The 17513-nt window shown below is 38.5% G+C and carries 12 protein-coding genes; 11 read left to right on the top strand and 1 reads right to left on the bottom strand.

Annotated features, from left to right (window positions below):
- The first annotated feature begins 151 nt into the window (after positions 1-151).
- From ACM46_RS19480 to ACM46_RS19500, 5 genes are all read left to right on the top strand, one after another.
- On the top strand, positions 152-1561 hold the full coding sequence (locus ACM46_RS19480) for a hypothetical protein (RefSeq protein WP_048508367.1): 1410 nt from the start codon (positions 152-154) through the stop codon (positions 1559-1561).
- Entirely contained in the window at positions 1561-1887 is a 327-nt protein-coding gene (locus tag ACM46_RS19485) for a nucleotide pyrophosphohydrolase (protein ID WP_034731670.1), read from the top strand. Before ACM46_RS19480 ends, ACM46_RS19485 begins: the two co-directional genes overlap by 1 nt.
- 88 nt (positions 1888-1975) lie before the next feature.
- Complete coding sequence (locus ACM46_RS19490) at positions 1976-3199, top strand: 3-phosphoshikimate 1-carboxyvinyltransferase (protein WP_048508368.1); 1224 nt, start codon at positions 1976-1978, stop codon at positions 3197-3199.
- Between the two features lie 43 nt (positions 3200-3242).
- Positions 3243-3728: a hypothetical protein gene (locus ACM46_RS19495; RefSeq protein ID WP_048508369.1), complete on the top strand. Its 486-nt coding sequence runs from the start codon at positions 3243-3245 to the stop codon at positions 3726-3728.
- Positions 3729-3744: 16 nt separating this feature from the next.
- Positions 3745-4419, top strand: coding sequence for a hypothetical protein (locus ACM46_RS19500; protein ID WP_048508370.1), 675 nt, complete (start codon positions 3745-3747; stop codon positions 4417-4419).
- Positions 4420-4522: 103 nt separating this feature from the next.
- On the opposite strand, the gene ACM46_RS19505 is transcribed toward ACM46_RS19500, so the two are convergent.
- Complete coding sequence (locus ACM46_RS19505) at positions 4523-6352, bottom strand: alkaline phosphatase (protein ID WP_048508371.1); 1830 nt, start codon at positions 6350-6352, stop codon at positions 4523-4525.
- A gap of 369 nt (positions 6353-6721) precedes the next feature.
- Between ACM46_RS19505 and ACM46_RS19510 the strand changes: the two genes are divergently transcribed.
- The 6 genes from ACM46_RS19510 (at position 6722) to ACM46_RS19535 (ending at position 17429) form a co-directional block, all read left to right on the top strand.
- The gene (locus ACM46_RS19510; RefSeq protein ID WP_048508372.1) at positions 6722-7510 is read left to right on the top strand and encodes an SDR family oxidoreductase; all 789 of its coding nucleotides are present in this window, start codon (positions 6722-6724) and stop codon (positions 7508-7510) included.
- Between the two features lie 157 nt (positions 7511-7667).
- Positions 7668-9272 (top strand): BamA/TamA family outer membrane protein, encoded by a 1605-nt coding sequence (locus ACM46_RS19515; RefSeq protein ID WP_048508373.1) that lies wholly within the window; start codon positions 7668-7670, stop codon positions 9270-9272.
- A gap of 200 nt (positions 9273-9472) precedes the next feature.
- Positions 9473-12649: a SusC/RagA family TonB-linked outer membrane protein gene (locus tag ACM46_RS19520; protein WP_048508374.1), complete on the top strand. Its 3177-nt coding sequence runs from the start codon at positions 9473-9475 to the stop codon at positions 12647-12649.
- Between the two features lie 19 nt (positions 12650-12668).
- Entirely contained in the window at positions 12669-14204 is a 1536-nt protein-coding gene (locus ACM46_RS19525) for a SusD/RagB family nutrient-binding outer membrane lipoprotein (protein WP_048508375.1), read from the top strand.
- A gap of 81 nt (positions 14205-14285) precedes the next feature.
- Positions 14286-16628: a phosphocholine-specific phospholipase C gene (locus ACM46_RS19530; protein ID WP_048508376.1), complete on the top strand. Its 2343-nt coding sequence runs from the start codon at positions 14286-14288 to the stop codon at positions 16626-16628.
- A 222-nt stretch (positions 16629-16850) separates the two neighbouring features.
- On the top strand, positions 16851-17429 hold the full coding sequence (locus ACM46_RS19535) for a hypothetical protein (RefSeq protein WP_048508377.1): 579 nt from the start codon (positions 16851-16853) through the stop codon (positions 17427-17429).
- The last annotated feature ends 84 nt before the right edge of the window (positions 17430-17513 follow it).

Consider the following 17513-nt stretch of genomic DNA (forward strand, 5'->3'; position numbering starts at 1 on the left):
TTCGAAATAGTAATGGTATTTCTCTGCTAATTTTAGGTTGCAAAAGTACGACATTTTTTCAAATATCCAAACACAGAATCCATTTTTTTTATTAGATAAGAAATTCAAAGTATTTTCGTTAAATTTGGAATCTATTTAAACTTTAATTTCGATGAAATTCAAACTATTACTGGCTTTTTCTTTCTGGATGCTACTTGTAGCGGTATCATGTAATAAAGACGATATTACCTTTGATGCGCCTTCACAGCAGTTACGTTTTTCAAAGGACACGGTATTCTGTGATACGGTTTATCATCAGGTACGTTCCGAAACGTATTTTGTAAAGGTATATAATAATGAAGACAAAGATATTATGATCCCCAGAATCAATCTGGAAAAAGGAGCTGCTTCATTATACAGAATCAATGTAGACGGAAAACCCGGCTATGATTTCAAAGATGTGCCTCTGAGAAAAAAAGACAGTATGTATATTTTTGTTGAAATTGCCCCACAGGCAACAGGCCCTGAAGCCATTGCAGAAGACAAAATCTCCTTCAGCAGCGGTGCGGGACAACAGCATGTGACTCTGTTTTCAGTGGTGCAGGATGCCGAATTTTTCATCGAGACTCCAACGAATCCTAACCTGATTACCACCCACACCACCTGGAATAACAACAAGGCTAAAATTATTTATGGAGATCTTACCATCAATCCTAATATCACATTGGATATTCAGCCGGGAACCAAAGTTTATTTCCATACCAATAGCGGTATGAAAGTATCAACGGGGGCTACATTAAATATCAACGGGGCACTGAACGATGAAGTTATTCTCCGTGGAGACCGAAATGATCTGGACCACGACACTCTTCCTAAAAACTGGAATTCTATCCGAATGGAGGCCAATTCCAATCTTAATATGAATTTTGCCAGACTCTTCGGAGGGACCAGAGGTCTGGATATGAAACAGAATACTGCCAATATCAGAAACTCATTCATTCATACTTTTTTTGAATATGGTATTTATGCAGTAGGTTCTGCCGTTACTGCTGAAAACCTGGTAATGAACAACTGCGGCGAGTCATGCATCGGTATTTTCAGAGGAGGAAACCACAGCTATACTCATGCTACCATTGCCAATTATTCTAAAACAATGGGATCGTTCAACAGAAACGGAATTACGGCAGCCAATGAATGGAAAAATGCGGCAGGTACTACAGAACAGGGAGCTCTTCAGCGTCTGGATATCAGGAACAGCATTGTCTTTTCAGACAGGGACAACTCCGTTAATCTTGAACAGACACCGGGCCAGCAGTTTGAATTCCTTATTCAAAACTCACTGATCAAATATTCAGGAGTACCGGAAGCAGGATTTAATTTTGACACCAGCCCTAATGTGGTACAGAGTATCAAAAATCAGGATCCTGAGTTCCTTAATTATTTTGCTGCCAAGATGAATTTAAGAGTAAAAACAACATCTCCTGCCAGAGGAAAAGGAAATCTGGTAACAGCAGGAACTGTACCTTTTGATATCGTGAATGTATCTAGAACGGCTAACCCAACTCTTGGAGCATATCAATAATGGAAATTACACAGCTTCAGCAACAGGTAGACGAATGGATCAAAACCATTGGTGTCCGTTATTTCAATGAACTCACCAATATGGCAATGCTTACCGAAGAAGTAGGCGAAGTAGCCAGAATCATCGCAAGGAGATATGGTGAACAAAGTGAAAAAGAAAGTGATAAAAGCAAAGATCTCGGAGAAGAACTGGCAGATGTATTGTTTGTAACCTTATGTTTAGCCAATCAGACGGGAGTGAATCTGCAGGAAGCTTTTGACAAAAAAATGAAAATCAAAACTGACCGCGATAAAGAGCGGCATCAGAATAATGAAAAATTAAAATAAGATTCCAGATACAAGATTTCAGATATCAGACCTGTCATTAGTCTGTTATCTGAAATCGGTCATCTGATGTCTATAATCCGAAGAAACAATGAAGTTAGAAAAATCAAAATTATCAGAAAATAAAACAGTTCAAATCAGCGGTTCGAAAAGTATTTCGAATCGTTTGTTGATTTTGGAAAGTTTATTTAAAAATATACAGATTGGAAATCTTTCCAATTCCCAGGACACACAACTGCTGAAGAAAGCTCTTTCTGAGAACACGGAAACAGTGGATATTCACCACGCAGGAACTGCCATGCGTTTTCTGGCTTCCTATTATTCCATCTTTGAAGGAAAGACGACTATTCTTACCGGATCTAAAAGAATGAAAGAAAGACCGATCAAGAATTTGGTAAGTGCCCTGAAAGACCTCGGTGTAGAAATCGAGTATTTAGAAAATGAAGGTTATCCGCCTTTAAAGATCACAGGAAGAAAAATCACCCAAAAACAAGTGAATGTGCCGGCTAATATCTCCAGCCAGTTCATCACCTCTCTCCTTCTGATTGCCGGGAAACTGGAAAACGGACTGGAGATTAATCTGGTTGGTGAAGTAACTTCCAGATCCTATATTGAAATGACACTGGATATTCTGACCCGATTCGGAATTAAAAACAGCTTTGAAGGAAATACGATCAAAGTAGAAAATTTCGACGGGAATGGTGAACAGCCAACCGTAAGTTATGAAGTGGAAAGCGACTGGAGCTCGGCTTCGTATTTCTACTCCATCTGTGCATTGGGAAGAAAAACTATTCATCTGAAAAGTTTTTACAAGGAGTCTACACAAGGAGATTCTGCCATTGCTAAGATCTATGAAAACTTTTTCGGTATTAAAACGACATTCACAGAAGACGAGCATAAACTTACGCTTCAGCCAGAACCAGACTTTGTATTCCCGGAAAAAATTGTTCTGGATATGAACAACTGTCCGGATATTGCCCAAACACTTTGCGTAACCGCTGCCGCATTAAAAATCCCTTTCGACATTTCCGGACTGGGAACTTTAAGGGTAAAAGAAACGGACAGACTTCAGGCTTTATATAATGAACTGAAAAAACTGGGAACTGAAACAGAGATCACAGATCTTACCATCAAGTCTCTAAGTTTTGGAGAACCGGAAGAAAATATTTCGATCAAAACGTATCAGGATCACAGAATGGCTATGAGCTTTGCTCCGTACTGCCTGATTGGGGAACTCAATATTGAAGAGGAGGATGTGGTTGAGAAATCTTATCCGATGTTTTGGAAGGATCTTGGTGATGTGATGATTCGTTGATGTGGTAATGTGACGATTTGATGATTTGAAAATATGCTGATTTATGAGAAACTATTTTCTGCTTTTTGCCTTACTGCTGCCGATGCTTTTTTCGGCGCAATATCTGCTGCCCAATGAGGAAATTATTTATTCATTTGACACGAAAAACGGGAAGAAAATGGCTTTGGTGAAGGATAAAAAGAATGGTTATATCCAATATAGATTCGGAAGCAAAAACCGTGTTGAAATGGAATTTCCAGCCACAAGAACGAAGGAAAGCTGGAAGCAGTTTAAATATAACTCTTATCACAGAGGCGGCGGAAAGCAGAACGCAGGCATGGATCTCAACTATCTGGCTTTTACCAATAATCAATATAAATACCTATTGTTCAACACATATCATGCAGAGGATGAATCACTTTCCACGGGCATCACGGTAACAGACAGCAAAGGCAAAGAAACCAATATTATCGGGATTTATAAAACCATCAAAGGCTGCATGTGCAATTTGGAGGATTCAGAAGTGGTGAAAGAAGATTTCGGATTATAGTTTCAATCATGTTCAAATGAAAAAGCTCTTTTTCCTTTTTGTCCCATTGTTGATGATCAGTTTACAAGCCCAGAACCTGAAAGACTTCTCTGTTCCGAAAGGTTATCAGAAAGTTGCTGAAGCCAAAGGAGACCTGGATAAAGACGGAAAAGATGAAACAGTAATTATTTTTAATACAGATAAAAAAACCAATCTGAATGACCGTGATGATTTCCTGAGATCATTTTTCATCTTAAAAGACATAGACGGAAAACTGAAAATATGGAAGGAAAACAACTCTGTTCTTTTTTCCAGTGGAATGGGATTTTATTCTGAAGACAATGCACCGCCGGAAATATCCATTAAAAACAACAGTCTTTCTATTACTCAAATCTTCAATACGAATTCGAGGCATACACAGACTTATAAACATACATTCCGGTTTCAGAACGGTGATTTTTACCTCATCGGCTCCCATGACAGATTTGAAGATACCTGCGATTTTAATTATCTGAATGAAATCAATTTCTCCACAGGAAAAGTGATTGTTGATGAAGAACACTCTTCTTGTGATGAGGATGAAAAAGTTATCCCCAAAGATATTCACAAAGAATTGATTCATCCGTTTAAGACTTTGATCAAAATGAACAATTTCAAGATTGGGGAAAACAAATTTAAAATCCCCGGTTACCCAAAAGAAATTTACTACTGATTGTCAGAAACATAATGAGCAGAACCCAACGTTCTGCTCATCTTCGTTTATTTTTATCCACGTACTTATCCACAGAGTTATCCACAATTTGTGGATAACTTTCTTAGTTTCGGATTCCGTAGGCTTCCAATATCTTGCTGAAGATTTCCGTATTCTCAAACAACCCGGTGAATTCCTGGGAATGGGGTCCGTAAGCAAATACACTCGATGGAATTGACGTATGATCATTTGTGCTGAAATGCCCGAAAACCCAGCCGTCTTTAAGGCTTCCGTCCAAAAGAGTTAATCCTCCTGTTTCATGATCTCCAACAACAATGACCAGCGTTTCCTTGTTTTCATCAGCAAATTTCATTGCTTTTCCTACGACATGATCGAAATCCAGCAATTCAGTCACTAGTTGCTCCAGATTATTACTGTGCCCGCCGCCATCTGTCTGCGAAGCTTCCACCATCATAAAGAAGCCTTTTTTGTTTTCCTTTAAATCATTTAAGGTAAGATCAAAAGCATCAGCCAGCCAGTTTCCTCTCCCATTGCTTATTCTCTGTGAAGCCAAAGGATCAATCACCAAAGTACGGCTGTTTATTTTACCGACTGATTTCAGGTCCTGATAGAAATCGATCTTACCATCTTTGATCTTTTGCATATTCTCCTGACTCAATCCATTGGTAGGGCCTCCGATTAAAATTTTAGTTTTAGAATTCATAAAATCTTTCAGGATAGGCTCCGAACTGTTTCTGTTGTCCGAATGAGCATAGAAATCTGCGGGTGTTGCATCGGTAACATCTCCGGTAGAAATTAATCCCGAAACCAATCCTTTCTCAGCAATAATATCCGGAATCTGAGCCAGAGCTTTCCCCTGATTATCTACTCCCACAAAAGTATTTTTGGTTTTAACACCTGTAGCAAATGCCGTGGATCCCGGCGCTGAATCGGTGATGTAGGCATTCGAAGAATTGGTCTTGGACAATCCGGTGGATTTCATATTAAAAACATTCAGCTTCCCTTTGTTGGCTGTAAAAGCAGCATAGTATTGAGGAAGAGAAGTGCCGTCCGGAATCAGAAGAATAACATTTTTAATCTTTTTATCGGTTTTATCTGTTTTGTACGTTGGTTGGTACACTTCATACTCTTTTGTATTCCTGTAAAAGTTCTTAGGAATGGTATTGATGAACTTTTTAAGATCAGGAATATGATCCGTATTGATATAATCTACATCAAGATCCATGAGATTCACCCATGCATTGGTAAAATCAGGAGCTCCGTAAAAGCGCACCGGCTTCTGGCGGGCATGAGCCTTTTCTACAGATTTTCTGATCTTTTCTGTTTCTTCATCTCTTGGAATCCCTTTTCCGTTCCATTTCACCAGATCGGTAAAGTCTGCACTGAACAATCCTACTCTTTTCAGCTGGTCATCGGTATAGTTTGTATCAGGATCACCGTCAAAAAAGAGATAATTTGGATAGTTTTTAAAATCTTCCGGCTGAGGTCTTCCTCCCGTAATCACAATTTTAATATCCGTACAGCCAATAATTTCAGGATATTTCTTCAAAGTACTAACCAAAGCACTCAGAGACGCTCTATAATCCTGCTTGATGTCGATCAGCAATTGAAGTTTTTTGTTTGCATCTGGATAAATATTGCCTTTATTCTGTTTAATCTGTTTCGAAAGAGGATCAAGATAAAGGCTTTCAAGTGTTCGGTTCGGGAGCAGTTCTTTTTCTGTGTGTGCTACCCAAAGTTTTCCTTTAACCAAAAACACATCCGCTTCAATAGATCCGAAATTGGCATAATAGGCCTGCCAGAAAGGAATCTCCTGTTGATAATCATTATGTGAATGGGCATTGCCCGTAGTATACTTCAGATAATTCTGTGCCTGGTTTTGGGTAAATAGTCCAAAAGCGAGTACTGCTACTATTTTTTTTGATAATTTCATAATACGATCAGGCAAAATTAGAAAAGATCTCTGCTTCGCCTGATTAAGGTTTTCTTATCTTTTCATTAAAAAATCATGATATCCGGATATACATGAATTCAGCAAGAAGAAAGTATTCATGTGATTGACAAACACATTGACCTAAAACTAATGATTTAGTTGAACAAAACCGTCATTTTTATTGAAGATTACGCTCAGCCAGAGAGATTATATTTCATGATCTTCATTCTCCCCAATTTTAAGCGGTAAATAAATAAGAGAGTTCACTTTTCTTTTTTTACATTTGCTAAAAATACAGTGTATGCTGAATAACCTGATAACAGAGTATCAGTCGCTGTCATAAAAATTAAAAAAATCATCAATAATCCCATGACTATTATCATCACCGGAACCTCATCAGGAATAGGTTTTGTATTGGCAGAATATTTCGGAAAAAAAGGCCATAAAGTATACGGTTTAAGCCGAAAACATACAGAAAGCCAATATTTCAGGTCTATCCCGACGGATGTTACCGATAACGCTGCTGTTCAGAATGCCATCAGTGAAGTTTTAAAAACAGAATCAAGGATTGATGTTCTGATCAACAATGCCGGAATGGGAATGGTGGGAGCTGTGGAAGATTCTACGAAGGAGGATATTTTAAAACTATTCAACTTGAATCTCGTAGGAGCTGTTCAAATGATGAGCGCTGTTCTTCCCAAAATGAGGGAGAATAAATTCGGTAAAATCATTAACGTTTCGAGTATAGGAAGTGAAATGGGACTTCCTTTCCGTGGTTTTTATTCTGCTTCAAAGTCAGCACTGGATAAAGTGACAGAAGCAATGAGGTATGAAGTATATCCATGGAATATTGACGTGTGCTCACTACATCTTGGCGATATTAAAACGAATATTGCTGAGAACAGAGTAAGAACGCAAGTTTCCACGCCGTACAAAAGTGTATTCGATAAGGTATATGCTTTAATGAACTCTCACGTAGGCGATGGAACCGAACCTCTTGAAGTAGCGACCTACGTTGAAAATCTTTTGAATAAGAATAAATGGAAGGCCCATTATTATTTTGGTAAATTCGGGCAGAAGATCGGGGTTCCTCTGAAATGGGTTCTTCCACAGGGAACGTATGAGAATTTAATGAAGAAATATAATAAACTAGACTAAATTCAGTTATTTAAAAAATTATTTAATAGAGTTTGAACCATTAAGATCTATTAAGTGTTAAAAATAATTAAGTGAGTTTTGCTTTTTTAAGTTTACAATAAAAGTGAAATTGGGTTAATTCTAAGAACACTTATTAATGGTTTAAATAAATGGAACATTGAAGTTATTTCTAAAAATATTTTTTATCCTGTTCTGCGTTTTTATACAAGCGCAGAAGAAGCAGTATTGGCTTATTGATAGTGAGACGAATGTCAGAAAAAAAGTAAAGGATTCTGTATTGGCAGCAAAATTTCTGGATTCTCTGGCCCAAAGCAATTATTTCTTCACCAAACTGAAAGACGTAAAAGTAAAAGGCGACAGTACAGAAATATTTTACGACAAAGGAAAAAACTTCAACGAAACTTATGTAGAACTTTCTGACTCCATATCGCAGAAATTAAAGATCCAGAAAGATTTTTTCACCAAAAATTTAGATTCAACAAAGAAAAGCATCAATAAAAAATATATTGAAGACGGTTATGCTTTCAGCCGCTTGAAATCTAAATACAAGGGCCAAAAAAATGGCTATCCCATGATAGAACTGGATATCAACAAAAATGATAAACGGACCATTGATGGTTTTGTAGTCAAAGGTTACGAAAGGGTTCCGAGAAGATTTATGAAAAATCTGGAAAAGGAATTCAAAGGCAAAACCTATGATGAAAAGAATCTCCTGGCCATCAGTAAAAACTTTCAAAGTCATGCTTTTGTCACCCTGGAACGTCCTCCACAAACTTTGTTTACCAAAGACTCCACCAGCATCTACCTGTTTATGGAAAAGAAAAAGACCAATACTTTTGACGGGGTAATTGGTTTCGGGAATGACAAGACAGAAAAATTTACACTGAACGGAACCCTGAATGTGAATTTCAGAAATATGTTCAACGGATTTGAGACCGTGAACCTTTACTGGCAGAGAAACCCCGATAAAGGACAAACTTTTGATCTTCGGACCGATATCCCTTATCTGTTTAAATCTAATGTGGGGATGGAACTAAAAGTGAATATTTTCAGACAGGATTCTACTTTTGCCAATGTAAAATTCCATCCTTCATTCTACTATCATATCAACAGCCGGAATAAAATTGGGATCAGAGGAACCCTGGAAACATCCAGTATCATTGATACGCTTTATGTTCAGGGAAAAGATTACAATAAAAAAGGAATCGGGGTCTGGTTTGAAATGACGGAACCTACAGATATTGATCTTTTTCTGTACAAAACCAGAATTACGGCAGGATATGATTTCCTGACAAGTGTTTATACTAAAGATAATATTAAGGCCAATCAGAATCAGTTTTACTTTTTTGGGGAACATAATTATCATATTTCCGGAAACCATTTCCTCAATATAAAAGCCGAAGGAAGTATGATGGATTCTAAAGTTGAGTTCTCTGCGAATGAATTATACCGCTTTGGAGGCTGGAATTCCATGCGGGGTTTCAATGAGAAATCCCTTGCCGCCGACTTCTTTTATTATGCTGGGCTGGAATACCGTTACCTGATTGGAAGCCAGGCTTTCTTTGATTTCTTTGGGCAGTATGGCCAGCTGAACAATAAATCTTTAAATGTAAAACCCAAACTCTATAGTGTGGGGCTTGGTTTCAATTTTTTCATCCCTATCGGCTTAATGAGTTTCCAGCTGTCTAATGGTAATGAATTTGGAAACCCTTTTAAATTTAATGATATTAAAATCCATTGGGGAATACTCAGTAGGTTTTAGAGATCGAGTAATAAATCTGCTGATTAAAAACATCCTTATTACATGTATTATAATAAAAGAAAATATCGAAATGCAATGGTAGTTTCTGCTTTATCATAATGTTAAATATTTCTCTTAAAGAATATTAAAAAAGTATTTTTATTTTAATACCACATTAAAACACTCGTAACACTGTAGCTCTAAATTTGCCTTCAAAAAAAATGAAGAAGACTTTAGCTACTTTTACTGTTTTTTTACTCCCCCTTTACCTTACTGCTCAAGAAATTAACATTTCCGGAAATGTAAAATCCGAAAACGGCTCCAGCGTCTCCGGAGTAAATATTACCGACAAAAACACCGGAATAACTACGGTGACTGATGAAAACGGTAATTTTACCATCTCAGCTAATCCAAAAGATATCCTTGAATTTTATGCTCCGGATTTTTCAATGTATACTGTGGAAGTTTCGTCCAAAAGACAATATTCCATTGTATTGAAAAAAGCCAATGAGAAACAGATTGAAGGGGTTGTCATTACCGCTTTGGGAATCGCCAAAAAGAAAGAAAAAATAGGGTACGCCACTCAGGAAGTGGGTACCAAACAGTTTGAAACCATTACAACTCCGAGTATCGGAAACTTATTTTCAGGACAGGTTGCCGGTCTGAATGTTTCCAATCCTACAGGAATGCAGCAAGCCCCTCAGTTTACGTTAAGAGGAAATTCCAACCTTGTTTTCGTCATTGATGGAGTTATTGTAGAAAAAGAGGTTTTCCAGAATCTGGATCCTAATAATATTGAAAATATCAATGTCCTGAAAGGAGCTACGGCTTCTGCATTATATGGTTCCCGAGGAAGATACGGAGCGGTTCTGATAACAACTAAAAGTGCCAAAAAGAAGGGCTTCTCCGTGGAGTTTTCTCAAAACACTATGGTCACCGCAGGATTTACCAATCTTCCTAAAACCCAAACCGAATACGGAAACGGATCCCATGGAAAATATGAATTCTGGGATGGTGCAGATGGCGGTGTCAATGATGGTGACATGATCTGGGGCCCTAAGTTTGTTCCGGGACTGAAAATAGCCCAATGGAACAGCCCGATCAGAGATAAAATGACGGGACAGGTGATTCCGTGGTACGGTGCGGTAACCGGAACCCAGTACAATGATAAATCGAGATATGAAAGAGTTCCTATTGACTGGACCTATCATGATAACCTGGATACATTTTTAAAACCGGCGGTCATCAACAATAACAGTTTTGCCGTAAGCTATAAAAACAATAAAGATATCTACAGGCTTTCCGGAAACTTCATGAATTATGATGACAGGGTTCCCAATTCTTATCTTCAGCGCTACGGTGTGAATTTTTCTTCTGAAAATCATTTAGGTGAAAAATTAATATTTGATACTAAATTCAATTTCAACCAGACTTTTACGCCTAATATTCCTAACTACGATTATAACCCCAGCGGGCATATGTACACCATCCTGATCTGGATGGGAGCAGATGTAGACGGAAGAGATCTTAAAAATCACATGTGGGTCCCGGGAAGAGAAGGAACTGCCCAGGCCAACTGGAATTACGCTTGGTACAACAATCCCTGGTTCGGAGCTGAATATTATAAAAATAAAAACCGCACCAATGTAATCAATGCGCAGACCGGTCTGGAATATAAAGCCACCGAAGATTTCTCTGTAAAAGGGAAAATATCTATCGTAGAGAATCATAACAAGCAGGAAATATTAAGTCCTTATTCCTATTTCAATTACAGTGCTCCAAGAAGTGGTGGCTATCTTCTGAACGACACTAAAACGTGGAATATGAACTCTGACATCCTTGCCACTTATAAGAAGAAGATATCCGATAACTTCGATTTTACAATTAATGCCGGAGGTTCTACCTTTTATTACAAAAACAATGTAGACAATGCCTCTACTGACGGGCTGAAAATCCCTGAGCTATATGCTTTGGAAAATTCTATCGGAGCCGTAAAATACTATGATTATCTGAAGGAAAAGCTAATCTATAGTGCCTATTCAACCATTGATATCGGATTGTACAATGCATTTTTCATCAACGTTTCCGGACGTAACGACTGGTCTTCTACCCTTCCGAAAGCCAACAGATCTTACTTTTATCCTTCAGCATCGGTAAGTGCAGTGATCTCCAATCTTGTTAAAATGCCGGAAGCAGTCAATCTCTTAAAACTTTCCGCTTCATGGGCCAAAGTTGCTTACGACTTTCAGCCTTATTCCATCAGAAATTATTATCTGAACAATAAAGGCGCTACATTCAACGGAAATCCAATGTTCAATTATCCTACCATATTAAATGTGGAAAACTCCCTGAAACCGGAACAGACCAAGTCTTATGAATTAGGATTAAGTGCCGGATTGTTTAAGAACAGGCTAACTTTAGATGTTACTTATTTCAGAACGCTGGATTACAATAATATTCTTGAATTCCCGGCTGCTCCATCATCAGGATTTACATCGCAATATGTAAACGGCAACGAGTATACCACGAAAGGTCTGGAAATATCTTTAGGATTTGTTCCTGTAAAAACCACAGATTTCACCTGGAGATCTTTAATCAACTGGAGTACCTATGAGCAAAAATTGAGTTCCATCTATGACAATATGTCGGATTACAACAATATCAAGCTTGGCGAAAGAATGGACACTTACTATGATTACACATGGAAAAAGTCTCCGGACGGGAAAGTGATTCTGGATGCCAAAACAGGAATGCCTACAAGAGCTGATGCTCCAAGTAATCTGGGGCATTTTAACCCCGACTGGACGTTTGGTATCAACAACACCTTCAAATACAAAAAGTTCACCTTAAATATTGGAATCGACGGAAGTATCGGCGGTGTAATGAGGTCTCAGGTAGTAGAAAAAATGTGGTGGGGAGGAAAACACCCGAACTCCACAGCTTACAGAGATCTTGAATATGCCACTCCGGGAACTTACTATTTTGTCCCGGATGGTGTAAATTATAATGCTTCAACGGGAACTTACACCCCTCACACCAAACCTATAAGCTTCCAGGACTGGGCTCAGAATTATCCTTATCAGGCGAGAGTAACGGAAGATGAAAGTGAATTGTTCGCTAACGTTTTCGACAGAACTTTTATCAAATTAAGATCTGTAGTTCTTGAATACGACTTCTCTTATCTTCTGAATCCGAAGGGAATGATTAAAAATTTCACAGTCAATCTTTCAGGATACAATCTGGCCATGTGGAAAAAATCTAAAAACCTGTACTCGGACCCGGATTTCAAAATAGGAACAGGAAATGACAGCAAAGACCGGTCTAAAATCGGATCCGGAAATGATATCCAGGACCCTTCCAGCAGATGGATAGGCGTTGGATTTAATCTTAAATTTTAACGAATACGTATTCTGAACAATGAAAAATAATATCAATTCTATAGCAAAGCCACAAGGTGGTAAAACCTCAAAATGGCTTAGACAATTCAGTATAAAATCTGCCGCATTTGCAGGAATACTCATGCTGACCTCATGTGAATCCGATCTTGATAAGATCAATGAAAACCCCAATGACAAAGCCAGCGTAGATCCTAAAGTTCTTCTCACGTACGTTTCAAGGGATGCATTTCAGGTAAACGGCAACAATATGTATGCTTCCAGAATGATGATTGGTACAGACGGAGAAAACGTCTATCAGTATATGAAATGGAACAATGATTCCTTCGATCCTTACACCAACGGGCTTTTGAATACGGGAAAAATGATGCAGGAAGCCGAAAAAATCAACAATAAAAATTACAGCGCCATCGGTAAGTTTTACAGAGCTTATTATTTCTTCAATTTAAGTTTAAAATTCGGAAGCATTCCTTACACGGAAGCTGTAAAAGGAGAATCTGGAATTACCCAGCCGAAATACGACAGTCAGGAAACTGTAATGGCCGGAATATTATCCGAATTAAAGGAAGCCAACGATCTTATCAATAACACAGACAAAATTGAAGGCGATATCATCTACAACGGCGATGCTTCAAAATGGAAAAAGCTGATTAACTCTTTCCGTCTGAAGATTTTGATCACAATGTCTAAAAAAACCACGTTGGGAAGTTATAATGTAGCCTCTGAATTTGCTTCCATTGCGGGAAATCAGGCTTTAATGACTTCCATTGCGGACAATGGAGAGCTCAAGTTTGCGGATGCTGCGGACAGCAGATATACCATGTTCAACAACAGCGGTTACGGTTCCAGTTTATATATGGCTGATTATTTCATCAATCTGTTTAAAGCAAGACAGGACCCTCGTCTTTTCACTTTTGCGGCTCAGACTACGGCGGCTAAAGAAGCAGGAAAACCTGTTACGGATTTTTCAGGATACAACGGAGGAAATCCTACTTCGCCTTATTCGGACAATGCAGATCTGATTACGGCAAAAAATATCTCCAAAGTGAATGACCGTTTTTACAAGGATCCTACCAACGAACCATCTTCTGTTCTTAGCTATTCCGAGCAGGAATTTATCCTTGCAGAAGCTGCAGCTAAAGGATGGATCTCCGGATCAGCCAAAACTCACTATGATAATGCAATCAAAGCCAGTTTCAGCTTTTATCACACGTATGTAAAAAATCCGGGACAGTATTTTGCAGGATTTGATGTAAACCTTTATCTGGCTTCTCCTATGGTGGTTTATAATGATGCTGATACGCTTCCGAACCGCCTTGAAAAAATTATGACTCAGAAATACATGACGATGTTTCATCAGGGCCAATGGACTTCCTATTATGATTATCTGAGAACCGGATATCCAAATTATCCTTTACAGGCAGGAGTTTCTGCTCCGTTCAGATTCAGGTATCCACAGGCTGAATACAATTATAACGGGACCAATCTGAAAGCAGCATTGAATGCACAGTATGGAGGAAACGATAATATCAACTCTAAACCGTGGTGGCTTCAGTAAGCCAATAAATATTTATATAAAAACAGATAAACCGCAGGAAAATCCAGCTAACTTGCGGTTTATTTCTTATTTTGACCGAACATGAACAGAAGAGAATTTTTAGAAAAATCGAGTCTTTTACTGGCCGGGCTGGGAACTTCAAGCGTTCTTCATCCTGCCATTTTAAAAGCATTAGCCATTGAACCTGCGGCATTATCTACTTTTTACGATGCCGAGCATGTTGTGATCCTTATGCAGGAAAACCGTTCATTTGACCATGCTTTCGGGGCTTTGAAAGGGGTGAGAGGCTTTTTGGATAAAAGAGCTTTTATCAAACAGGACGGCCATTCCGTTTTTTTCCAAAAAGATAACTCCGGGAAATACGCAGCTCCTGCAAGACTGGATCTTAGAAATACAAAGTCTACGTGGATGAGTTCCCTGCCTCATTCGTGGGGTGACCAGCAAAAGGCTTTGAACAAGGGTAAATATGACCAATGGCTTCAATTTAAAGCGTCGGGAAATAAAGATTATAAAAACATTCCGCTTACTTTAGGCTATTACAATCGGGAAGATCTTCCTTTTTATTATCAGCTGGCAGATGCATTCACGATATTCGATCAATATTTTTGTTCCTCCCTGACAGGTACTACACCCAATAGACTTTTCCACTGGTCAGGAACACTCCGCGAGCAGCAAAACGGAAAAGTGAAAGCCAATGTTTACAATGAAAATATTGATTATGATAAATCCCGACAGGCTCACTGGAAAAGTTTTCCTGAAATTTTAGAGGATCAGAATGTATCTTGGAAGATTTATCAGAACGAGATCAGCCTGCCCAAAGGAATGTCAGGAGAGCAGGAAGCATGGTTAAGTAATTTCACCGACAATCCTATTGAATGGTTTACGAAATTCAATGTCAAATTTTCAAAAGGTTATTATCAGAATATTCCTAAGATCATTGCTTACCTGAAGGAAGAAATGGTAAAAAAACCGGATCAGAAGAAAAGATTTGAAGCGCTGATCGCCGAACTTGAAGAAGATCAGACTCAATATACACCTGAAAAGTATGCTCAACTTTCACAGAAGGAAAAAAATCTTCACGAAAAAGCATTTACAACCAATATCAATGATCCTGATTACTGGAATCTGGAGATTGGAAAAGATGAGCATGGAGAAAGGCTTGTAGTCCCGAAAGGAGATGTACTGTTTCAATTCCGTAAAGATGTGGAAGAGAAAAAACTTCCGCTGGTTTCATGGCTGGTTGCTCCGGAACATTTTTCGGACCATCCGGGATCGCCGTGGTATGGGGCATGGTATATTTCTGAAGTACTCAATATTCTGACCAAAGATCCTGAGACCTGGAAAAAAACAATTTTTATCATCAATTATGATGAAAATGATGGTTATTTTGATCATGTTCTTCCTTTTGCACCCCCTTTAAATCCAAGCCAGCCTGTTGATATGAACGGTAAAGAAGGCGTAGAATATGTGGATCAATCTCAGGAATATATGTCTCTTCTTCCGTTAAAAGATCATGAAAGAATAGAGGGAACGGTGGGTCTGGGTTACAGAGTTCCTATGATTATTGCATCGCCGTGGACCAAAGGTGGATTTGTTAATTCAGAGGTATCCGATCATACCTCTGTGCTTCAGTTTCTGGAAAAATTTATTACAAAAAAATTCAGTAAAGATGTCAAGGTGGATAATATCAGTGACTGGAGAAGAGCAATTTGCGGAGATCTTACTTCAGCTTTCAATTCATCCGATACAAAAGCTCCGAAAATGGATTATCTGGATCAGAAAAATTATGCGAAGACCATTAATGCCGCCAGAACCAAGCCTGTACCGAATCTTAAATGGTATGCCGAAACTGAAATCAATGATCATCTTCTGGATATTCAGGAAAGAGGAAGCAGGCCTTCGAATCCTTTACCTTATCATTTCCACGTTAATATGGAAAACGGAAAGATAAAGATGACCAATCTAAAGGAAAATGGGGTCCCGTTGCTGGTATATGACAGAACACAGTTAAACGGTAATCAATATCATTTTTCCTATGCTCTGTATGCAAAACAGGAACTGTCCCACCCTATCAATACAGGAAAATACGATTATGAGGTTTTCGGGCCGAATGGTTTTTTCAGAAAATTCAGTGGAAATAAAATGCCTGAACTGGAAGTACAACTGATTTGCAACGGTTCAAAAAATGAAGCGGAGCTGATCTTTAAAAAAGGGAAAGGAAATCATGCCGTAGTTTTGGAAGATCTGTATGAAAAAAGTAAAAAAACAATCTCCTTAAAACAACCTGAAGAAAAAATAATGGTTGATCTCGGCAAAAAGAAAGGCTGGTATGATCTGAAAATATTATTTGACGACCATATCTGGCATTTTGCAGGAAGAGCGGAAACCGGAAAAATTTCCATCTCGGATCCTCATTGGGCATAACCCAAATGATTATAAAACACTAAAGCCTTACCCAATTTGAGTAAGGCTTTTCTTATGATAATGGTCGTTATTCGCCTCAATAACTTTACATAATTCACATGTAAATATTTCAATACATAATGCAATACTATAAATGAATAAATAATAATATTTAAAATATGAGATTTTATTACTATTATTTGTTGATTTTTATTAAATTCACCTAACTAATTAACAAACATCATGAAAAAATTAAACCTAAGCATTGCAGTATGTTTTCTGGCCGCCGCATTTTCGGCAGACCTTAAAGCCCAGGACACGAATACTGACAATCACACGATCACCATTTCTATTCCTGAGGTTGCACTGGTAGATATTGAACCGGCAGCTACAAAAAACATCACGCTGGGATTTACAGCCCCTACTGAAGCAGGTAACCCTGTTACGGCAAGTGCTTCCAATAATACGCTCTGGCTGAATTATTCTTCCATTAAATCTGTAGCAGATCCTACCCGTAATGTATCCGTAAAAGTAAATGCTATTATTCCCGGAGTGGATATCCACGTAACTGCAGCAGCGGCTACGGGAAGTGGAGCAGGTACATTAGGAACACCTGCAGCTCAGATCACTTTAAGTGCAGCAGATCAAACTATTATTTCAGGGATCGGAAGTGCCTATACCGGAAACGGAGCCAACAACGGACACAATCTTACGTATGCTTTAGCGGCAGGAAGCGGACCCGGCGGTGTAGCTGCGTATGCAGATTTACAGGCCACGGCAACTACTATAGCTACGGTTACGTATACGATCTCAGATAACTAGTTCAGGTTAGCTTAAAGGTAAAACAAGAAGAAGCGGCGTGCCAGTTTCTTCCTGGCTTTATATGGCCATTATTTAATTCCAAAC

This window comes from Chryseobacterium angstadtii, from assembly GCF_001045465.1.
GTDB lineage: Bacteria > Bacteroidota > Bacteroidia > Flavobacteriales > Weeksellaceae > Chryseobacterium > Chryseobacterium angstadtii.